At 71.3% G+C, this 20,026-nt stretch carries 17 protein-coding genes and 1 pseudogene; 10 read left to right on the forward strand and 8 right to left on the reverse strand.

Annotated elements, in window-relative coordinates:
- A complete protein-coding gene (locus ACQPXB_RS14350) occupies window positions 1-285 on the reverse strand; it encodes a zinc finger protein (RefSeq protein ID WP_366583205.1) in 285 nt (94 codons plus the stop codon).
- A 142-nt stretch (window positions 286-427) separates the two neighbouring features.
- On the opposite strand from ACQPXB_RS14350, the gene ACQPXB_RS14355 reads away from it, so the two are divergent.
- The 9 genes and pseudogenes from ACQPXB_RS14355 to ACQPXB_RS14395 all read left to right on the forward strand — a co-directional run bounded on the left by ACQPXB_RS14355 (window position 428) and on the right by ACQPXB_RS14395 (window position 11,825).
- Window positions 428-1,273 carry a helix-turn-helix domain-containing protein gene (locus ACQPXB_RS14355; protein WP_432852135.1) on the forward strand — a complete coding sequence of 282 codons (846 nt, stop codon included), beginning with the start codon at window positions 428-430 and terminating at the stop codon, window positions 1,271-1,273.
- Window positions 1,263-1,451: a DUF397 domain-containing protein gene (locus ACQPXB_RS14360; protein ID WP_386956467.1), complete on the forward strand. Its 189-nt coding sequence runs from the start codon at window positions 1,263-1,265 to the stop codon at window positions 1,449-1,451. Before ACQPXB_RS14355 ends, ACQPXB_RS14360 begins: the two co-directional genes overlap by 11 nt.
- 157 nt (window positions 1,452-1,608) lie before the next feature.
- Window positions 1,609-3,021 (forward strand): Si-specific NAD(P)(+) transhydrogenase, encoded by a 1,413-nt coding sequence (sthA, locus tag ACQPXB_RS14365; protein ID WP_432852138.1) that lies wholly within the window; start codon window positions 1,609-1,611, stop codon window positions 3,019-3,021.
- A gap of 152 nt (window positions 3,022-3,173) precedes the next feature.
- Window positions 3,174-5,081: an intein-containing Rv2578c family radical SAM protein gene (locus ACQPXB_RS14370; protein ID WP_432852141.1), complete on the forward strand. Its 1,908-nt coding sequence runs from the start codon at window positions 3,174-3,176 to the stop codon at window positions 5,079-5,081.
- Between the two features lie 1,059 nt (window positions 5,082-6,140).
- Entirely contained in the window at window positions 6,141-6,632 is a 492-nt protein-coding gene (locus ACQPXB_RS14375; RefSeq protein WP_432852144.1) for a hypothetical protein, read from the forward strand.
- A 163-nt stretch (window positions 6,633-6,795) separates the two neighbouring features.
- A complete protein-coding gene (gene aspS / locus ACQPXB_RS14380) occupies window positions 6,796-8,622 on the forward strand; it encodes an aspartate--tRNA ligase (RefSeq protein ID WP_432852146.1) in 1,827 nt (608 codons plus the stop codon).
- Window positions 8,622-9,532 (forward strand): annotated as a pseudogene (locus ACQPXB_RS14385) (DUF389 domain-containing protein). The gene aspS and the pseudogene ACQPXB_RS14385 overlap by 1 nt, the downstream one beginning before the upstream one ends.
- A gap of 79 nt (window positions 9,533-9,611) precedes the next feature.
- Entirely contained in the window at window positions 9,612-10,799 is a 1,188-nt protein-coding gene (locus tag ACQPXB_RS14390; RefSeq protein WP_432852149.1) for a phosphotransferase, read from the forward strand.
- A gap of 150 nt (window positions 10,800-10,949) precedes the next feature.
- The gene (locus tag ACQPXB_RS14395; protein ID WP_432856620.1) at window positions 10,950-11,825 is read left to right on the forward strand and encodes an SGNH/GDSL hydrolase family protein; all 876 of its coding nucleotides are present in this window, start codon (window positions 10,950-10,952) and stop codon (window positions 11,823-11,825) included.
- Here the strand turns inward: ACQPXB_RS14395 and ACQPXB_RS14400 are convergent.
- From ACQPXB_RS14400 to ACQPXB_RS14410, 3 genes are all read right to left on the reverse strand, one after another.
- Entirely contained in the window at window positions 11,791-12,543 is a 753-nt protein-coding gene (locus tag ACQPXB_RS14400) for a metallophosphoesterase family protein (RefSeq protein WP_432852152.1), read from the reverse strand. The genes ACQPXB_RS14395 and ACQPXB_RS14400 overlap by 35 nt on opposite strands.
- Window positions 12,544-12,618: 75 nt before the next feature.
- Window positions 12,619-13,827 carry a cytochrome P450 gene (locus ACQPXB_RS14405; RefSeq protein WP_432852155.1) on the reverse strand — a complete coding sequence of 403 codons (1,209 nt, stop codon included), beginning with the start codon at window positions 13,825-13,827 and terminating at the stop codon, window positions 12,619-12,621.
- Window positions 13,828-13,867: 40 nt separating this feature from the next.
- Window positions 13,868-14,572, reverse strand: coding sequence for a TetR/AcrR family transcriptional regulator (locus tag ACQPXB_RS14410; protein ID WP_366583216.1), 705 nt, complete (start codon window positions 14,570-14,572; stop codon window positions 13,868-13,870).
- A gap of 117 nt (window positions 14,573-14,689) precedes the next feature.
- Here ACQPXB_RS14410 and ACQPXB_RS14415 point away from each other — a divergent pair, with 117 nt between their 5' ends.
- Window positions 14,690-16,078 carry a replication-associated recombination protein A gene (locus ACQPXB_RS14415; RefSeq protein WP_432852159.1) on the forward strand — a complete coding sequence of 463 codons (1,389 nt, stop codon included), beginning with the start codon at window positions 14,690-14,692 and terminating at the stop codon, window positions 16,076-16,078.
- 400 nt (window positions 16,079-16,478) lie between these two features.
- Here the strand turns inward: ACQPXB_RS14415 and ACQPXB_RS14420 are convergent, their stop codons facing one another.
- The 4 genes from ACQPXB_RS14420 to ACQPXB_RS14435 are packed head-to-tail and all read right to left on the reverse strand — an operon-like array spanning window position 16,479 to window position 20,015.
- A complete protein-coding gene (locus ACQPXB_RS14420) occupies window positions 16,479-17,171 on the reverse strand; it encodes an FtsX-like permease family protein (protein ID WP_432852162.1) in 693 nt (230 codons plus the stop codon).
- Window positions 17,165-18,772, reverse strand: a complete 1,608-nt coding sequence (locus ACQPXB_RS14425; RefSeq protein WP_432852165.1) for an FtsX-like permease family protein — start codon at window positions 18,770-18,772, stop codon at window positions 17,165-17,167. The genes ACQPXB_RS14420 and ACQPXB_RS14425 overlap by 7 nt, the downstream gene beginning before the upstream one ends.
- Window positions 18,769-19,464, reverse strand: coding sequence for an ABC transporter ATP-binding protein (locus ACQPXB_RS14430; RefSeq protein WP_432852168.1), 696 nt, complete (start codon window positions 19,462-19,464; stop codon window positions 18,769-18,771). Before ACQPXB_RS14430 ends, ACQPXB_RS14425 begins: the two co-directional genes overlap by 4 nt.
- Window positions 19,461-20,015, reverse strand: a complete 555-nt coding sequence (locus ACQPXB_RS14435; protein ID WP_432852172.1) for a PadR family transcriptional regulator — start codon at window positions 20,013-20,015, stop codon at window positions 19,461-19,463. Before ACQPXB_RS14435 ends, ACQPXB_RS14430 begins: the two co-directional genes overlap by 4 nt.
- Window positions 20,016-20,026: the final 11 nt, after the last annotated feature.

Below are 20,026 nucleotides of genomic sequence, written 5' to 3' on the forward strand. Positions count from 1 at the left end.
TCAGCACTTCACCTTCGGCCGCTGACGGTCCTCGTAGTCCTCCAGCACCAGCGGGTCCGCGTCGCCGCGCGGGGCCGGCGGGATGCCGAGCGCCTTGCGGATCTTGTAGTCGCACCCGCCGCACGTCGGATCGAGCCACGGCTTGTCCGGCGTGTGCACGTCCGCCTCGCCGACCTCCAGCCGGTAGCCGCACAGAGTCGTGAACGTCGCGCCGAGATCCAGCACCCCGCGATGCACGGCCTGCCTGGCGTGCCGCCGTCCCGATGCTTGTTGCCACACGTACATGAAGCCCTCCCCGGCTGATCAGCTGCCCGCACCCGCTGCATGCAGCAAAGCAAGGATGCGATGCATGCATCGGTTGCGCAACCCCCGCGCGGGCCGCAATCGGGTGAATAACCGACTACTCTCAGCCGCTAAGATCTGCTGCATGGCCAGCAACATGCCCACGCCGCGATCGCGGGAGTTCGGTTCGATCCTGCGCAATGCCGCTCAGGCGAAGGGGTATTCGACCCGGCAGCTCGGAACTCTGATCCGGCGCAACGGCTCTCACGTGTCGCGCTACTTCCAGGGTTTGCTCATCCCGTCGGAAGCCGAGACCGGCGCGATCTGCGTGCACCTCGGCATCGAAGGCGAGGCTCTCGAGGCGCTGCTGCAGATTCGGCTGGAAGCCGCCGACCCCAACTGGGTCACCGGGGTCAACCGGCAGCTCGCCGTCCTGAGCGAGTACGAAGCGGCGGCATCCCAGATCTTCACCGCCCAGGCGCAGCGGATTCCGGGCTTGCTTCAAGCTCGCACCTACGCGGAAACTTTGATGCGCGCAACGGGTGCTGCCGAGGAGGACATCAAGTCCGGCGCGGACTTTCGCATGGGCCGGCGGGAGAAGGTGCTCGCCTCGAAGGTCGAAGCCACCTTCGTCATCGGCGAGTATGCGCTGCGCTACCCCGAGAGCGACGACGCGGCGTGGACCGAGCAGCTGCGGTTCCTGGTCGAAGTCGCGCAGTTGCCCCAGATCACGATCCAGATCGTTCCGATGGCCGCGCTGTACACGCCGCTTCGCGACGGCGGGTTCGTGTTGATCGAGGGTGCCGAACCGGGCGCCGATGTGGTTTACCTGGAGCAGTACGCGAGTAGTTCCACATTGACTGCGGAGCAGTACATCCGCGGGTACAAGGAAGCGGCGGAACAGCTCCGCCGTGAGGCGATGAGTCCTGACGATTCGCTCAGGCTGATCGGCGAGTTGATCGAGGAGGTGGAGAAAAGAGATGACAAGTGACTTCCACTGGCGGAAGTCGTCGTTCTCGGGGAACCCGCAGCAGGAATGCGTGGAGGTCGGGTTCCCTGCGGCGGGTCCGCTGGATGAGGTGGCTGTCCGGGACTCCAAGGATCCCGAAGGGGGCCACTTCGCGCTCTCGCCCGCCGGTTGGCGCGGGTTCCTGAAGTCCGTCCGCTAGATGTCACCGGCAGTGGTGCCCCAGCTTCCCGACGATGCTGGGGCACCGCTGTTTCCGGCGCTCGGCTCCGGCGCCGCAGGCGAAGACGGCGTTAAGGTGGCGTGGCGGGCGCGGGCCAGGGCTTGCGGCGCGGGGGGTGAGTGCGCAGGCTCACACCGTGAGCGAACGTGACTACGACCTGATCGTCATCGGCTCGGGCCCGGGTGGGCAGAAGGCCGCCATCGCGGCCGCGAAGCTGGGGAAGAAGGTGGCGGTCGTCGATCGCCACGACATGGTGGGCGGGGTGTGCGTCAACACGGGCACGATCCCGTCCAAGACGCTGCGCGAGGCGGTCCTCTACCTGACGGGGATGAACCAGCGCGAGCTCTACGGCGCCAGCTACCGCGTGAAGCAGGACATCACCATCGCCGACCTCATGGCGCGCACCCAGCACGTGGTGGGGCGCGAGGTCCAGGTGGTCCGGGCCCAGTTGCTGCGCAACCACATCGACCTCGTGCCGGGCACGGGGTCGTTCGCCGATCCGCACACGGTGCTGGTCGAGGGGCGGCACGTCGGTGACCGGCGCACGGTGTCGGGCGACCACATCGTGATCGCCACCGGCACGCGGCCGGCGCGCCCGGCGCACGTGGACTTCGACGCCGCGCGGGTGCTCGACTCGGACGAGATCCTGCGGCTGGAGGCGATCCAGTCGTCGCTCGTCGTGGTGGGGGCCGGGGTGATCGGGATCGAGTACGCGTCGATGTTCGCCGCGCTCGGCTCGCGCGTGACGGTGGTGGAGCAGCGCGACCAGATGCTCGACTTCTGCGACCCGGAGATCGTGGAGTCGCTGAAGTTCCAGCTGCGCGACCTCGGGGTCACGTTCCGGTTCGGGGAGAAGGTGGCGAACGTCGCGGTCTCCGACGAGACCACCGTGACCACGCTCGTCAGCGGCAAGCGCATCCCGGCCGACGGCGTCATGTACTCCGCCGGCCGCCAGGGCATGACCCACGAGCTCGCCCTGGAGAACGCCGGCCTCCTGGCCGACGAACGTGGCCGCCTGGCGGTCGACGAGCACTACCGCACCGAGGTGGAGCACATCTACGCCGTCGGCGACGTCATCGGCTTCCCCGCGCTCGCCGCCACCTCGATGGACCAGGGCCGGCTCGCCGCGTACCACGCGTTCGGCGAACCCGCGAACGGCCTCGGCGCCCTGCAGCCCATCGGCATCTACACGATCCCGGAGATCTCCTACGTCGGCGCCACCGAGGCCCAGCTGACGTCCTCCTCGGTGCCGTACGAAGTCGGCATCTCCCGCTACCGCGAGCTCGCGCGCGGCCAGATCACGGGCGACAGCTACGGCATGCTGAAGCTCTTGGTGTCCACAGTGGACCGCAAACTGCTGGGCGTCCACGTCTTCGGCACGGGCGCCACGGACCTCGTCCACATCGGCCAGGCCGTCATGGGCTGCGGCGGCACCGTCGACTACCTGGTGGACGCGGTGTTCAACTACCCGACCCTCTCGGAGGCGTACAAGGTCGCGGCCCTGGACGCGACGAACAAGATCCGGGCTCTGGACCGGTTCCCGATCTGAGGCTCTTCGCTGGACACGCGCCGCCGGGGCTCACTCCGGCGGCGCTGTGCTGCCGGGGCCGATTCGCCTGGCCACATCGGTCGGCCGCGTCATCGGAGTGACCGTCCGAACACCTGTTTGACACTCGATAGAACATGTGTTCGACTGGACGGGTGCGATGGGAACGACAACGAGCGGGGGAGGGCGAGCCGATCCTGCCTGGTCTGGACGGGTTGCTGCGGTCCGTGCGGTCACCGGAGTTCGACGGCGTCACCTTTCACGAGGTGCACGCCAAGTCGGTGCTGAACCGGGTGCCCGACGGGTCGCAGGTGCCGTTCCGGTGGACCGTGAACCCGTACCGCGGGTGTTCCCACGCGTGCACGTATTGCCTCGAAGGCGGCACACCCGTGCTGATGGCCGACGGGCGCGTGAAGCCGATCGCCGACCTGCAGGTGGGGGAGCGGATCCTCGGCACCCGCGGCCACGGCGTCGCGCGGCGGCTGGTGCCCACGGAGGTGCTGGCGCACTGGACGACGGTGCGCGAGGCGTACCGCGTGACACTCGACGACGGCACCGCCCTCGTCACCGGGCCCGACCACCGGTTCCTCAGCGCGCGTGGCTGGAAGTACGTCACCGGCAGCAAGCTCGGCGCGGCACAGCGGCCGCACCTGGTCGAGGGCACGGAACTCGTCGGCGGCGGCAAGTTCGTGCGCACGCCCGACGACACGCTCGGCTACCGCGCGGGCTACCTGTGCGGCATGTTGCGTTCCGGCGGCTTCGCGGCGGAGAAGGACGCGGCGGCGCGGGCGTTGCGGTACCTGCCCGATTTCGGTGCGTCCGTGGGGTTCATGAGCCTGCCACCGAAGCCCGACGCGCACTGGGCGCGCGGGTTCCTCGCCGGGCTGTTCGACCTGGCGGGCGCGTACCGGCGCGGGGTGCTGTCGATCGCGCACGACGAGACCGACGTGGTCGAGGCGATGTTCGCCGCGCTGGACCGGTTTTCGTTCGAGTACGAGACCGTCGGCCACCGCGAGTACGCCGGCCGGCGCCAGGCGCGGCTGACCGGCGGCGCCGGGGAAGTGTTGCGGTTCCTGCACGTGACCGATCCGGCGGTCGCGTGGAAGCGCTCTCTCGACGGCACGACGATCGGGTCCGTGCGGCGGGTCGTCACGTCCGTCGAGTCGCTCGGCCTGGAGCTGCCGCTGTTCGACATCACCACCGGCACCGGCGACTTCGTGGCCGACGGCATGGTGTCCCACAACTGTTTCGCCCGCAACACCCACACCTACCTCGACTTCGACGCGGGCCACGACTTCGACACCCAGGTCGTGGTGAAGGTCAACGCCCCGGAAGTCCTTGCCGCACAACTGAAACGGCCCAGCTGGCAACGCGAGCACGTGGCCATGGGCACCAACACCGACCCGTACCAACGCGCCGAGGGCCGCTATCGCCTGATGCCCGGCATCATCCGCGCCCTGGCCGACTCGGGCACGCCACTGTCGATCCTGTCGAAGGGCACGGTCCTCACCCGCGACCTCCCGCTGCTGGAATCGGTCGCCAAAGACGTGCCGGTGAGCCTCGCCGTCTCGATCGCCCTGCTCGACCGCGAGCTGCAACGCCGCCTCGAACCCGGCACCCCCAGCCCGCAGGCCCGCCTCGACCTCGTCCGCAAGGCCCGCGCGGCCGGCCTGCCGTGTTCCGTGCTCGTCGCCCCGGTGCTGCCCTACCTCACGGACTCGGTCGAAGCCCTCGACGCCCTCTTCACCGAACTCGCCGACGCCGGCGCCGACAGCGTCACTGTCATCCCCCTCCACCTCCGCCCCGGCGCCCGCGAGTGGTTCGCCTCGTGGCTCGGCCGCCACCACCCCGCGCTGGTGCCGCGCTACAAACGCCTCTACTCCCGCGGCAGCTACGTCGACCGCGCCTACCGCCAACAACTCGGCGAACGCGTCGGCCCCCTGCTCCGCCGCCACGGCCTGGCCCCCAAATCGGGCTACAACCCCCGCACCGCCGCCGAACCCGAAGTCCCGGAGCCCCGCGCGGAAACCCCACCACCCGCCGAACAGCTCCGCCTGCTCTGACCGCGCCACCCGGCCTTCCCCGACCGGCGCGCTCAGCAGCGGTGACCCGGCCGCCAGGCCCCCCGAACGGCCGGGTCACCGTCCCTTCCGTTCGGTGGTGGGGCTTGCGGTTGAAGTCGCGCCTCGGCCCTCGCGCTCGCAGTCTTGTCCCGTCATCGCGCCCGAGCCCAGGCTTGCACCCGCACTCGTGCCCGCCGCGTCGAACTCGTGGCCGCCCCCTCGCGCTTGTGCCCGCTCCCGTGCTCGCGCTCGTGCCGAGGCTCGCTGCCCCACTCGTGCCTGCGCTCGGACCCGCACTCGTGCCTGCGGTCGAACTCCTGCCCGCTGCCCTCACTCGCGCCCGCACCCGTCGCTGCTCCTGCGGCCTCGTCAACGCTCCGCGTACGACCGACTCGAGCCGAGGTGCCCGCGCCCGCCGCGAGTTGTGGAAACCCACCACCCGCCGAATAGGTCCGCCTGCTCTGACCCACCTGGCTGGCCCGATTCACCGGCCGGCCTTCCCCGGCCAAGTGCGGCCGAAACGGTGGCCAGGCCGGCACGCCCCCCGGAGCGGCCGGGGTACCGGCCCTTCTCTTCCGGCGGTCGGGCACGCTCTTGAACTCCGCGCCCGCTCTCCGCACTCACCCTCGCGCCCAGGCCCGCCGCCCTCGTGCGCCGTTCCGCCCGCGTTCGGACTTGCACCCGCTCCCGTGGCTGCGCCGTGCAGCCTCGTCAACGCTCCGCGTATGACCGACTTCAGCCGAGTTGTCCACACCTGCCCCGAGTTGTGGAAACCCACCACCCGCCGAACAGCTCCGCCTGCTCTGACACACCTCGTCCGGCTCACCAGCCGGCCTGCCCCGACCAGGTGTGGCCGAAACGGCGGCCCGGCCGGCACGCCCCGAACGGCCGGGCTACCCCTCCTCGGCGAGACAGTGTCCCTGCGCGGTCGCCGCTGCCCGTCGAATGGTGTGATTGCGTTGGGTTTCGTCGTGACGGCACACAGCGGTTGCGCCGTCGATGCCGCAATACCGGCGTATGCCCTCGGCACGGCGGTTCGTCGGGTGACGAAGGAGCACAGTGGACTACATACCGCCGGCGTCGGTGCCGGGGCGAAGGCTTGGACCGCGCCCGTTGACCGAGGATGGGGTCGCGGCGTTGCTGGACCGTTACGCGTTTCACGACTCCGTCCTCCGCCGTGTGGTCCTTGATCAGGAATTCGGGCGGTATGCGACACCTCCACGCGCCGCGAGGCTCGTGATCGACGCCATGGTGATGAGCGAAGATCTCCGCTGGGAACCCGTATCCCTGGACCTGCTCGGCGTGCGACGGTTCCGCATCGACGAGAGCGTCACCACCACGTGGGTCCTCTACGATCCCCCGCAGTTCACCCGCTTCGATGGGCTATTGCAGGTCGACTTGTGCGCCGAACGCTTCGGAAACCTGCACCCGGAGAACGCCGAGGAGGTCTTCGAAGGCTCGAGCTTGGTCTTCGAAGTGGCCGGTGGCACGTGGAGCGCTCTGCACCCTTGGGGGCAGCAAGACGTCTCCGGCAGCAAAGGCCGGCCCTGATCGCGCCGACGCCGAGGACCGACACCTCCGCGTGCCTCGCGCGGTAGGGACAACCGCGACTCAAGCCTGGTCGCCGCCTCTTCCCTGCCATTCGTTAGCCTCTGTGTTCGGCGAAAACCCGCCGACGAACCCGTGAACCCGTGGGCTAAGGAGAGCAGTCGCAGTGCTCCGCACTCATCAAGCCGGCACCCTGCGTGCCGGGCAGGCCGGCCAGACCGTCACCCTCACCGGCTGGGTGGCGCGGCGGCGCGATCACGGCGGAGTCATCTTCATCGACCTCCGCGATGCCAGCGGGGTCGCCCAGGTGGTGTTCCGCGAGGGCGAGATGGCCGAGCGCGCGCACGCGCTGCGGTCGGAGTTCTGCGTGAAGATCGTCGGCGAGGTGTCGAAGCGGCCCGAGGGCAACGCGAACGCCGAGATCCCCACGGGCGAGATCGAGGTCCTCGTGACCGAGCTCGAAGTCCTGTCCGAGGCTGCGCCGCTGCCGTTCCCGATCGACGACCGGGTGGACGTCGGCGAAGAGGTGCGCCTGAAGTACCGCTACCTGGACCTGCGGCGCAGCGGGCCGGCGGCCGCGATGCGGCTGCGCAGCAAGGTGAGCCGGGCGGCGCGCGAGGTGCTCGACGCGCAGGACTTCGTCGAGGTCGAGACGCCGACGATGACCCGCTCCACCCCCGAGGGCGCCCGCGACTTCCTCGTGCCCGCGCGCCTCAAGCCCGGGTCCTGGTACGCGCTGCCGCAGTCGCCGCAGCTGTTCAAGCAGCTGCTCATGGTCGGTGGCCTCGAGCGCTACTACCAGATCGCGCGCTGCTACCGCGACGAAGACTTCCGCGCCGACCGCCAGCCCGAGTTCACGCAGCTCGACATCGAGATGAGCTTCGTCGACCAGGACGACGTGATCAAGCTCGGCGAGGACATCGTGTCCGCGCTGTGGAAGCTGATCGGCCACGAGATCCCGCGCCCGATCCCGCGCATCACCTACCACGAGGCCATGGCCAAGTACGGCTCCGACAAGCCGGACCTGCGCTTCGACCTCGAGATCACCGACATGACGGAGTTCTTCGCCGACACTCCGTTCCGCGTGTTCCAGGCGCCCTACGTCGGCGCGGTCGTGATGGCCGGCGGTGCCGACCAGCCGCGCCGCCAGCTCGACGCGTGGCAGGAGTGGGCCAAGCAGCGCGGCGCCCGCGGCCTCGCGTACATCCTCGTGAACGAGGACGGCACCCTCGGCGGCCCGGTCGCCAAGAACCTGTCGGAGACCGAGCGCGAGAACGTGGCCAAGGCCGCCGGTGCGAAGCCCGGCGACTGCATCTTCTTCGCCGCCGGCAAGACCGCCACGACCCAGGGCCTGCTCGGCGCCGCGCGCGACGAGATCGGCAAGCGCCTCGGCCTCATCGACGAGGACGCCTGGTCGTTCGTGTGGGTCGTCGACGCGCCGCTGTTCGCGCCGGTCGAGGACATCGGCGACGACGTGGCCGTCGGCTCGGGCAAGTGGACCGCCGTGCACCACGCGTTCACCTCGCCCACGCCGGAGTGGGTCGACAAGTTCGAGCAGGACCCGGGCGCCGCACTGGCCTACGCCTACGACATCGTCTGCAACGGCAACGAGATCGGCGGCGGCTCCATCCGTATCCACCGCGGCGACGTGCAGAAGCGCGTGTTCGCGCTGATGGGCCTCGGCGAGGAGGAAGCGCAGGAGAAGTTCGGCTTCCTGCTCGACGCGTTCGCCTTCGGCCCGCCGCCCCACGGCGGCATCGCGTTCGGCTGGGACCGCATCGTGATGCTGCTGGCCAAGGCCGACTCGCTGCGCGACGTCATCGCCTTCCCCAAGACCGGCGGCGGCTACGACCCGCTCACGGCCGCGCCCGCGCCCATCACGGCGCAGCAGCGCAAGGAAGCCGGCATCGACGCCAAGCCCCAGGCCCCGAAGACCCCCGAGGCCAAGAACCCCGAGGCCCCGAGCGCGAAGCCAGCCCAGCCCCAGGGCTGATGCTCCACCTCAGGGCCCTGTGCCCGCCGGAGCGGACCCCCGAGGTGCTCGCGTACCTGCGAGCACACTCCGGGACCGCACACCTCGTGGTGCACCACGGGGTCGCCCTCGTGCCCGCGGGCGACCTCGTGGAGGCCGACGTGGCCCGCGAAGCCGCGGGTGAGATCGTCGACGCGCTGTGCGCGCTGCACCTCGACCGCACCGGCGGCATCACGCTCGAAAACCTCGACACCGCGGTGTCCGACGCGGCCGACGCCGCCGAGGAGGCCACCCCCGGCGAGGGCGCCGCACGGGCGAGGAGTCGCGCTGGACCCTCACGTTCCAGGCGTTCCTCACGATCGCGTGCCTGCTCGCGGCCACGGGCGTGATCACCGACTCGCCGATCACGGTCGTCGGCGCCATGGTCGTCGGTCCCGAGTTCGGCCCGCTGGCCGCCGTCGCCGTCGGCCTGGTCCTGCGGCGCTGGGACCTCGTCCGCCGGGCGGGGATCGCGCTGGCCGTGGGGTTCCCGGTGGCCATGCTGGTCACGGGCGTGGCGGTGCTGCTGGGGAGCGTGTTCGGCTTCTTCGACCCGAAGAGCATCCTCGACAACTACAACGTCGACTTCGTCTACCAGGTCGGCGCGGCGTCGTTCGTGGTCGCGCTGCTCGCCGGTGCCGCCGGGATGCTCGCGATGACGTCGGCGAAGTCCGCCGTGCTGGTCGGAGTGTTCATCTCCGTGACCACGGTGCCGGCCGCCGGTTACACGATGGTCGCCGCCGTTGCCGGGCGCTGGGACCGCGCGGGGTTTTCGCTGCTGCAGCTGTTCGTGAACCTGATCGGGATCGTCCTCGCTGCGGCCATTGTGCTGATACTTCGACGGCGCAAGCAACGTTCCGGGGACCTGTTACGTCCGCTTTCACGCGGGTGATGAACTACGCGTCGGTTCGCGTGTTCTTGCCCGGATCACTGTGGTCATGGTTGCTCAGTCACGAGTAGGGTCGGTGCCAATGACAGTCGACACCTCCTCCGCCGGCGACGCGGGCGTCGGAGCAGGAGCCGGGCAGCTCGCTGTCGCCGCGGCGGTCGCGGCGGGCGAGGCGGTGCTCTCGCGCCGCTTCGGCAGCGCGATCACCCTGGTGTCACCGGAAGGACTCGACGGCAGCGGACCGGCCACGGTCGTGCGGGCCCGGGTCGTGTCGTCGTCGTTCGCGCTGCCGCGCACGCTGGTCATCAAGCACTACCCCGACCCGCCCGAGCCCGGCGAGGCCGACCCGTTCGCGCAGGAGGCCGTGAGCTACCAGCTCTTCACGGCGTTGTCGCCCGATGAGCGCATGTGCCCCGAGCTGCTCGCCCACGACGGGCGCCACCGCGTGCTCGTGATCGAGGACCTCGGCCGCGCGCCGACGTTGCAGGACAAGCTCGCCTCGCGCGACTCCCGCGCGGCCGAGCGCGCGCTGCTGTCGTGGGCCCGTTCGCTCGGGCGCCTGCACGCGAGCACCGCCAGCCGCGAAGCCGACTTCAACGCGCTGCTGCGCCGCCTCGGCGGCCCGGTGCGCAACCAGGACGCGGGCCTGGCCGACCTCACCGCCGAGGTGCCGCCGATGCTGGCGGACCTGCTCGACGTGGTGGTCGCCGAACCGGTCCACGACCGCGTCGCCCAGGCGGTGACGCAGGCGCGCTCGGCGTCGTTCCGGGCGTTCAGCCCGGTGGATCTGAGCCCCGACAACAACCTCGTGACCGGTTCCGGCGTGCGGTTCCTCGACTTCGAACGAGGCCGCGTGCGCACGGCCCTGGTCGACGCCGCCTACCTGCGCCTGCCCTTCGCTTCCTGCGAAGACGCGCTGGCCCTGCCCGCGGGCATGAGCGAAGCGATGATCGCCGCCTGGCGCGCCGAGGTCGTGTCCGTGTGGCCGTCGTTCGCCGACGACGAGGAGCTCGCCGCGCAGCTCACGATCAGCGAGCTGCTCATGGTCTGGCTCATCACCCGCGAAACGCTCCCGAAGCTGGACCTCAGCCGCCACGCCACGCCCGTGAGCCGGGAGGCGGCACTCGTCACGTGGTGGCGCGAGCTGGCCAAGCACGCGGGTTACGCGCGGCTCACGGACATCGCCGAGCACGCACAGCGCGTGGCCGCGGCGCTCGGCGCGCGGCTCGGACCGCACGCGGATCTGGCGTTCTACCCCGCTTTCCGCTAGCCCGATTCGTCGGGAAGATCCCGGTTCGCGCGGGTGAACGAGGGAAACCGGCAATCCCGACCCCGCCGGGCGGACAGGACATGCCAAGAGTTTCAGCCCCCGTCCATGCCGCGTTACCTGGTCATCACCGCAGGTGAGTTTCGGTGCCGGATGGTCTTCTGCGTGACCGTGATCAGCGTCGAAGTCACCCGCTTCCCCGAACCCGCCGATCCCGCGCCGCAGCGGCAGACCACCGACGCCGCGCCGGCCGACGAGCCGCGCCGTGCGCGCCGGCTGGCCATGCTGGGGGACTCCACCGCCGTCGGCCTGGGCGACCCGCTGCCGAACCGAGGTGGCTGGCGCGGAGTGGGGCCGCTCGTCGCCGCCGCGCTCGGCGTGGCCGAGGACGGGTACCTCAACCCGTCGTTCGAAGGCGCGCGGATGAAGGACGTGCTGACCCGCCAGATGCCGGCGGTGCTGGAGTTCCGGCCCGAGATCGCGCTGCTCGTGGTCGGCATGAACGACACGCTGCGGCCCGATTTCAATGCGGAGCAGATCGCCGCCGACCTCACCGAGCTCATCCGCACGCTCGCCGCCCACGGCACGCTGCTGGTGCCGGTGCGGTTCCACGACCACGGCAAGGTGTTCCGCCTCCCGCCGTCGATCAAGCGCGCGCTGAGCGCCCGTGTCGCGGAGCTGAACGAGGTCATCGACGCGGTCGTGGCCGCCGAAGGCGTGCCGTGCCTGGACCTCGACGCGATGCCCGGTGCCTACGACCTGCCGTCGTGGAGCGTCGACCGGCTGCACCCGTCGGAGCTGGGGCACCGGATGCTGGCGCTCGGCTTCACCGCGCTGCTGGCCGAAGCCGGGTTCGCCGTGCCGGAACCGGTGAGCCTGACCTGCTCCGGCGGCGTCCAGCCGAGCACCGCGAGCCACGTCGTGTGGCTGGTTGCGCGCGGCCTGCCGTGGCTGTGGCGCCGCGGGCGCGAGTTCCTGCCCTACGCGGTGGCGATCATGTGGCGCTCGTTCCGCGAGCGCGTGGACTGAACACGCGCAACGCTTCCGCGTCGGACACCGGGTTGCGCACGAAGTTCTCGGCCCATTCTTCGATGCCGGCGTACTCGGACCGGGCCAGCACCTCGCACGCTTTCGCAGTGTCGTAAGGGGTTCGGCGCAGCTGCACGCCGGGGCCGAGCAGCGCCCAGTGCGCACCCGTTGTGCCGTAAGGCATTCCGACGCTGCCGGGGTTGACGATCCGCGTGCGGTCCGCCAGCCGCACGAACGGCATGTGGGTGTGCCCGCACACCACGGTTTCCGCCGTGACGCCGTCGAGCACCTCCGCCCAGCGCGACAGCGGGCTGTCGACGAGGGCGACTTCCTCGTCGTCGCGCGGGGTCGCGTGGCAGAACAGCACCTCGCCGAGCCCGTCGACGTCGAGCGTGACGGTCGGCGGCAGCGCGGCGAGCAGCTCGACCTGGTCCGGGCGCAGCTGGGCGGCGGCCCACGGCGCGATCGGGTCGGGGATCTGCGTGGTGCCGCCGCCGGCGAGCGTCACGAGTTCGCGGTCGGCGTTGCCGCGCACCCACACCGCGCGTTCGCCGAGCGCCCCGAGCCGGTCGAGCGTCTGCCGTGGCAGGGGACCGGCGGCGTGGTCGCCGCACAGCACGACCACGTCGGCCGCCGCGACGTCCGGCTCCGCGAGCACGGCGTCGAGCGCGGGCAGCACGCCGTGGATGTCGGACAGGACCGCGACGGAGGACACCATCCCGCGATTCTGCCTGCCGCGACGCCGCCGGCGAGCGGTGTTCGCCGGCGGCGCAATACGGGTCAGCCGCGCGGTTCAGCCGTTCAGGGGCAACTTCGTCACACCCGTCATCGCCGGGTTGGGCTGGAACGCCGGCGGCTCACCGGGAATCGTGCGCAGCGACGGGTAGCGGTCGAGCAGGATGTTCAGCGCCGTGCGGCCTTCGAGCCGCGCGAGCGGCGCGCCGATGCAGAAGTGGATGCCGCGCCCGAACGCCAGGTGCGCGTGGGTGATGTCCTCGCGCGTCGGGTCGAACGAGTCGGGTTCGGCGAACACGCGCGGGTCGCGGTTGGCCGCGGCGACCCAGACCATGAGCATCTGGTCGGCCGGGATCGTGGTGCCGCCGACCGCCACCTCGCGGTTGGTCACGCGCGCCACGGCCCCGAACGGCGACAGGTAGCGCAGCGACTCCTCGATCACCGGGGCCAGCAGCGAGCGGTCGGCCCGCACGCGCGCGTCCCACTCGGGGAACGCGTCGAGGCACAGCACGGTGTTGCCGAGCAGCATCGTGGTCGTGATGTGCCCGGCCAGCAGCAGCACCTGCGCGAAGTTCACGATCTCCGAGCGCGTGAGCCGCTCCCCGTCGACCTCCGCCTCGACGAGTTTCGTGAGCAGGTCTTCGCGCGGATTGCGCCGGCGCTCGTCGGCGTGCTCGCCGAGGTAGTCGGTGAACTTGCGGCTCACGGCCAGCTGGTCCTTCAGCCGCTTCTGCTGTTCCTCGGAGTCGTCGGTGAGCGAGAACTGTTCCGGGCTCTCGAACAGCCGGTCCACCCACTCGCGGAACAGGTGGCGGTCGCTCGCCGGCACGCCGAGCAGCTCGGCGATCACGATCACCGGCAGCGGGTAGGCGAGGTCGGCGACCAGCTCCAGGTGGTCGTGGCCGGCGGCCTCGTCGAGCAGCTCGTGGGTCAGCTCGGCGATGCGCGGCTCGAGGTCGGCCACCACCTTCGGCGTGAAGGCGCGGCTCACGAGCTTGCGCATCTTGTTGTGCAGCGGGGGATCGAGCTGCAGCAGGTTGCCGGCCGAGAGCTCCTTGGTGTCGCCGAGGGTCTTCTCGGGCAGCAGCCGCGCGGTGTCGGAGGAGAACGTGGCCGGGTCGGACAGGATCTCGTGGGCCTCCGGGTGGCCGTAGACGTTCCACGTGCCCAGCTCGGGCTTGAACTCCACGGGGTTCTCGGGTCGTTCGCCCCTCAGCCAGAACTGTCCTTCGTGGATGGTCCAGGCTTCGGGAAGTGCGGTGCTCATGGTGTGACAGCCCCAATCTGTCTTCACGGACGGGCCGGGATCAGCCGGCCTCAGCGGTGGATTTCCCCGGGTAGATCGCCGCGTGGCACGCCGAGACGTAGGTCTCGAGCACCACCCGGAGTTCGGTGGCCGTCTGCTCGACCACGGCCTCGTCGGGGCCGTGCGGAGGTTCGAAGCCGGCGCGGATCACGTGGGCGAGCGAGTCGGCCTTGGCTTCGAGGGCCACGTCCGCGTATTCCGGGTTGACGTTGCTGTAGAGGTAGAAGCCGCTGGCCGCGGCGGCGAGGGAGAAGCGCAGGTTCTCGACGTCGTCGCGCAGGAAGCCGTTGCCGGTCCAGAGGTCCCAGGTGCGTTCGGTGGTCTCCGCGGCGGCCTGCCGGGTCTGGTTCGCGGTGAGCGCGTAGTGGCCGAGCAGTTCGGTGTCGTTCGTGAGCATGGCCGACAGCAGCGGGTCGCGGACGGTCAGCAGGAACGTGGAGCGGAAGTAGCGGTGCGGCACGACCGTGCGCGGGTCGTCGCGCAGCTGGGCCGCGGAGCTCTCGAGCAGCGTGATCGACGCTCGCATCAGCAGGGCCTCGAACAGCGAGTCCTTCGTGCGCCAGTGCAGGTAGACGGTGCCTTTGCCGATGCCGGCGCGGCGCGCGATGTCCTCGATCGTGACCTTGCGCGAGCCCCAGCGCACGAGCAGCTCGGACGCCGCGTCGAGGATCCGGTCGGCGCGTTCGCGGTTCGGGTCGTCGGGCACCCGGCCTCCTCGATTTGACCTCGTGACCAGATTTGCTCATCTGGTCAATTCCACGGTAGCGCGAGTACCCGGGCCGGGCAAGCGGAGTTGTCGGGGTGGTCGGTTAACGTCAACGGTGTGGCACAGGACGAACTCTTCACGGTGAACCCCGACCTGGGGCCGCCGCCGGAACCGACGCGGGCCGGCTCGTCGTCGCCGGCCGAACCGCAGGCCGACCCGGCGAGCTCGCCGCTGGCCGTGCGGATGCGGCCGCGCACGCTCGACGAGGTGGTCGGGCAGCAGCACCTGCTGCGCGAGGGCGCGCCGCTGCGCCGCCTCGTGGAGGGGGCCGCGCCGGCGTCCGTGCTGCTCTACGGCCCGCCGGGCACGGGCAAGACCACGCTGGCGAACCTCGTCTCGATCGCGACCGGCCGCCGGTTCGTCGCGATGTCCGCGCTGTCGGCGGGCGTGAAGGAGGTGCGCGGCGTCATCGAGGAGGCACGGCGGCGCCGGCAGTACAACGCCGAGAACACCGTGCTGTTCATCGACGAGGTGCACCGCTTCTCCAAGACGCAGCAGGACGCGTTGCTGGGCGCGGTCGAGGACCGCACGGTGCTGCTGGTGGCGGCGACGACCGAGAACCCGTCGTTCTCCGTCGTGTCCCCGCTGCTGTCGCGGTCGCTGGTGCTGCAGCTGCGGCCGCTGACCGACGAGGACATCGTGAAGCTGCTCGACCGCGCGCTCGCCGACCAACGCGGCCTGGGCGGCGAGCTGACGCTGACCGACGAGGCACGCGACCACCTCGTTCGCCTGGCCGGCGGCGACGCGCGCCGTGCTCTGACGGCGTTGGAAGCGGCCGCCGACGCCGCGTCGGCCACCGAGGCCAAGACGATCGACCTCGCCACCGTCGAGTCCACTGTGGACAAGGCCGCGGTCCGCTACGACCGCGACGGCGACCAGCACTACGACGTGATCAGCGCGTTCATCAAGTCCATCCGCGGCTCCGACGTCGACGCCGCGCTGCACTACCTGGCCCGCATGATCGAAGCGGGGGAGGACCCGCGCTTCCTCGCGCGCCGGCTCGTGGTCCACGCGAGCGAGGACGTCGGCCTGGCCGACCCGACCGCACTGCAGGCGGCGGTGGCGGCCGCGCACGCCGTGCAGTTCATCGGTATGCCCGAAGGCCGCCTCGCCCTCGCCCAGGCCACCATCCACCTCGCCACGGCGCCCAAGTCCAACGCCGTGGTCACCGCCATCGACGCCGCCCTGGCCGACGTCCGCGCCGGCCTGGCCGGCACCGTCCCCCCACACCTGCGCGACGGCCACTACGCGGGCGCCAAGAAACTCGGCAACGCCCAGGGCTACCGCTACCCCCACAACGTCCCGGAAGGCGTCCTGGCCCAGCAGTACCCACCCGACGAACTCATCGGCCGCGACTACTACGAACCCACCCAACGCGGCGGCGAACGCCCCCTCGCCGAACGCGTGCCCCGCCTCCGCCGCACCATCCGCGACGAGCGGCAGTAGCAGTAGCGGTCACTCCGTCTGGGTGACGGTGCGCGGGGGTGCGGTCAGGACGGGCCGCGCCGGCTCCGGCGAGCGAAGCCGCGGTGGTTGGGCCGAGTGCTGTCGGTGTGTCGAGCCGTCGGGTCGCCAGGGCGGTGAGCGCCCGCTTGTCGAGCGCGTGCCCGGCGCGGCCCGTGACAAGCGGCGGTAGCGTTCGCTCGGTCCGTATGGCTGGCCGCGCCGGTGCCGTCGCGGCAGGGCCGAGGCCACGGCGGCTTCCGCGAGCGAGGACCCGGTGGTGGTCGAGCCGTGCGTGATGGGTGTGCCGAGCCGTCGGGTGGCCGGCGGCGGTGAACGCCCGCTCGTCGAACGCGTGCGCCGCACCATCCGCGACGAGCGGCAGTAGCAGGAGCAGGAGCGCTCACTCCGTCCGGATGGAGTCGGGACGCATGGCGGTGCGCAGGGCGGGCAGTGCGAGAGCGGTTACGAGGAAGACCAGGGCGACGCAGGTCCCGGCGAGTGCGGCGAGGGTGGTCCAGTCGACGGTGACCGGTGTGCCCAGCAGGCGGGTCACCAGGGCGGCGAGGCCGACGCCCGTGCCGGTCGCGGCGAGGACGGCCAGGACGAGCGGGACGGCCGTCTGCCACAGCAACGACTTGGCCAGCACGGACGTCGGCACGCCCGCCGCGGCGAGCAGGGCCAGTGGGCGGCGGCGTTCGCGGACCTGTTCCAGCGCGAGCACCAGCATGCTCACCCCCGCCGGCAACAGCGTGAAGAGCGAGGCCGCGTCGAGTCCACTGCGGACGGTCGCGAACGACTCCTGGCCGGCCGTGAGCAGGTCGCCGGTGCTGCCGGACACGAAGGCCTGCCAGGTCAGGTTGCCGACGGCGTTGGCGATCTGCTCGGTCGCATCGGGATGGCCGGGGGCGAGCCGCACCCAGGCTTCGGCGCGGACGTCGGCGGGCGCCCTCAGGCCGGCGGCCAGCGTGAGCACGACGTCGCCCGCGCTGAGCGGAACCCGTGGTGTCGCAGGCAAAAGACCGGCCGGAACGGTGTAGGTGCCCTGTGAACGCGGGTGCGCGCCGTAGTCGTGGGCGCCGACCAACGTCAGCACCGTGCCGGGCTGGATTCGACCCGCCAGGAAGCCGTCGCCGTCCGCGCACCGGGGCACTTCGAGGACTCGCTGGATCGTCGCGCACGACGCGACGTGATCGTGGCGCGGTCCAGCGGACGCGTCGGGTCCGCGCCGATTGTGCTCACCTGTTTCGTCAGGCCCACCTGCGCGGCCGCCGGCACCCCGGCCAGATCGGCCGCGACCCGGTCGGCGCCCGCGACCGTGGTGTCGACGGTGACCCAGTCGTCGGCCGCCGGAGTGGTGTACGGCCCCGCCGTCGACAGCAGCACCAGCTGCAGCGTGATCGACCCGGCCAGCACCACGGCGACCCCGCTCACCACCCGAGCCGGGGTGCCGCTGTCGAGCTGCAGCCGACGGACCGCCAGCTGCCACGACGGCGCGCCTCCGCGCAGCCGCCCGACCGCGCGCTCCAGCAGCCACGGCAGGATCGCGGGCACCCCGGCCAGCAACGCCGCCGAACCGGAAGCGACGAGCGCGATCCACGACGCCGTGCTCGGCTCACCGCCCGGCGGAACAGCGAACAGCACCCCGACCCCCACCACGATCGGCACGACCCGCCACCACACCCGCCGCCGCACGGGCTTGCTGTCGCGGACCACGCCCAGCGGCTCGATGATCGTGCGGCGCATCGAAAACAGCACCGTCCCGACGGCCAGCGCCGGCATCAGCGCCACGATCAGCACCGTCAGCCAAAACGACGGCACGACGTCACGGGTGAACACGCTCCACCCCAGCAGGTCGACGCGCGGCGCCAGCTGCCGCAGGCCGAGGAACGCGAGCGTCCCCAGCACGAGCCCGCCGGCGACGCTGACCAGCGTCTCGGCCGCCGCGACCCGCCGGACCTGCCAGCCGCCCACGCCGGCCAGCCGCAGCGCCGCCAGCCGGCGATCGCGTTGCGCGCCGGCGATGCGGCTGCTCACCGACACGAAGATCAGCATCGGCACGAGCAACGCCACCCCGCCGACGATCGCCACGATCACCAGCGTCGGATCCGTCGAGACCTGCGGGGTGCCGCTGCCGAACGCATACACGTCCATCGCGCGCGGCCCGATCGAGGAAACCGGCGGCAACGGCCCGGTACCGCCGTAGAACGCCAGATCGGCCGGCCCGCGCAACCCCGCGTCACTGATCGTGCCGGCAACCTGCTGCGGAAACCGCGACCGCAGCCCCGGATCCGACGCCATCAGCCCGGCCAACGCGGGGGAGACCACGATCTCGCCCTCCTCGGGCAGCCGCGCGATCCCCGGCGGCACGGGCGAGTTCGCCCCGGTCCCGTGCAGGTACTCGCCGCCGATGACCCGGCCGCGGTACTCGCTGTCGTCGTGGACCACCACGGTCGGGCTCACGCCGGCGATCACCGAAGTGTCGGGCAGCCCCGCGCTCACCCGCGCGTCCTGGTTGCCCAGCACGTGCCCGACCGACGCGAACAGCAACAGCACCGCGACGGCGAGCCCGATCCCGATCGTCCCGAGCGTCACGCGGATCCACGACGTCCGGCCACCGCCGACCGCCAGCCGCACCCCGAGGGCGAAATCGCGCGGCCAGCTGGTGCGCACCGGCAGGTCGAGCAGCGCCGTCACCGGGTCGGCTCCAGTTCCCGGATGCGGCCGTCGCGGACCACGACCTCGCGGTCGGAATACGCGGCAACGCGCGCTTCGTGCGTCACCAGCACAACCGCCGCCCCGGTCTCCTCGACGGCGGACATCAGCAGGCCCATCACGCGCTCGCCGTTGAGCGAGTCGAGCGCCCCCGTCGGCTCGTCCGCGAAGATCACCCGCGGCCCCGTCACGAGCGCCCGGGCCACCGCGACCCGCTGGCTCTGCCCGCCGGACACGTCACCCGGCCGCTGGGCCGCGGCGTCACCGACTTCCAGCCGGTCCAGCCATTCCCGCGCGGTGGCCTCGGCCGCGCGCCGGCGCAGGCCCGCGAGCCGCAGCGGCAGGCAGACGTTCTCCAGGCAGCTCAGCTCCGGCACCAACTGGCCGAACTGGAAGACGAAGCCGAAATCCCTGCGCCGCAACGCACTCCGGTGCGCGTCCGACATGGTCGCCAGGTCGGTGCCGACGTAGTGCACGGCGCCGTCGTCCGGCGCGACGATCCCGGCGAGGCAGTGCAGCAGCGTCGACTTGCCCGAACCCGACGGGCCCATCACCGCGACCACTTCCCCCGCGTGGACGGCGAGGCTCGCGTCCGCGAGCGCGGGTGTCGAGCCGAACGACTTGGTCAGCCCGGTCCCGCGCAGCAGCACCTGCGGGTCTGCGCTCGCGTTCATGCCTGCTCTCCTTCGGACGATCCGGGCGCGGCGGCGAGCTTCCCGGCGAGCCGGTCGAGGCGGGCCGCGGCCAGCTCCAGCCAGCGCAGGTCTGCTTCGAGGTGGAACAGGGCGTAGTCGCCGATCAGCGCGTCGACGAGGTCGCCCGCGCGTTTGCGCCGGGTCAGCTCGCGCATCACGCGCAGGTGCTCGGCTCGCTGGACGTCGAGCACGTCGGCGGCGTCGCGGCCGGACAGCAGCGCGAGCACGACCTTGGTGTAGAGGATGTTCTGCAGGTGCGCGACCGGATCTTCCGGCGTGCGCAGCCACGTCTCGACGTCGGTGATCCCCGCGTCGGTGATCGTGTAGCGCTTGCGGTCCGGCCCGCCGCCGGCCTCGGCACCCGCGACTTCGACGAGCCCGTTTTTCAACAGCCGCGACAACGTCGAGTAGACCTGCCCGTAGCGCAGCGGGCGGTCCTGGCCGAACCGTTCGTCGTAGGTCCGCTTGAGGTCGTAGCCGTGTCGCGGGCCGGCCTCCAGCAGCCCGAGCAGAGCGTGACTGATCGACATAGCAGCGACTA

Origin of the sequence: Amycolatopsis sp. CA-161197, assembly GCF_050942255.1 — a bacterium.
Taxonomy (GTDB): domain Bacteria; phylum Actinomycetota; class Actinomycetes; order Mycobacteriales; family Pseudonocardiaceae; genus Amycolatopsis.

Coding starts and splice junctions, on each gene's coding strand:
- ACQPXB_RS14405 (WP_432852155.1), bottom strand. CDS start 13,827: ATGAGCACCGCACTTCCCGAAGCCTGGACCATCCACGAAGGACAGTTC.
- ACQPXB_RS14350 (WP_366583205.1), bottom strand. CDS start 285: ATGTACGTGTGGCAACAAGCATCGGGACGGCGGCACGCCAGGCAGGCC.
- ACQPXB_RS14360 (WP_386956467.1), top strand. CDS start 1,263: ATGACAAGTGACTTCCACTGGCGGAAGTCGTCGTTCTCGGGGAACCCG.
- ACQPXB_RS14395 (WP_432856620.1), top strand. CDS start 10,950: ATGGTCTTCTGCGTGACCGTGATCAGCGTCGAAGTCACCCGCTTCCCC.
- ACQPXB_RS14390 (WP_432852149.1), top strand. CDS start 9,612: ATGACAGTCGACACCTCCTCCGCCGGCGACGCGGGCGTCGGAGCAGGA.
- ACQPXB_RS14430 (WP_432852168.1), bottom strand. CDS start 19,464: ATGAACGCGAGCGCAGACCCGCAGGTGCTGCTGCGCGGGACCGGGCTG.
- ACQPXB_RS14355 (WP_432852135.1), top strand. CDS start 428: ATGGCCAGCAACATGCCCACGCCGCGATCGCGGGAGTTCGGTTCGATC.
- ACQPXB_RS14400 (WP_432852152.1), bottom strand. CDS start 12,543: ATGGTGTCCTCCGTCGCGGTCCTGTCCGACATCCACGGCGTGCTGCCC.
- ACQPXB_RS14435 (WP_432852172.1), bottom strand. CDS start 20,015: ATGTCGATCAGTCACGCTCTGCTCGGGCTGCTGGAGGCCGGCCCGCGA.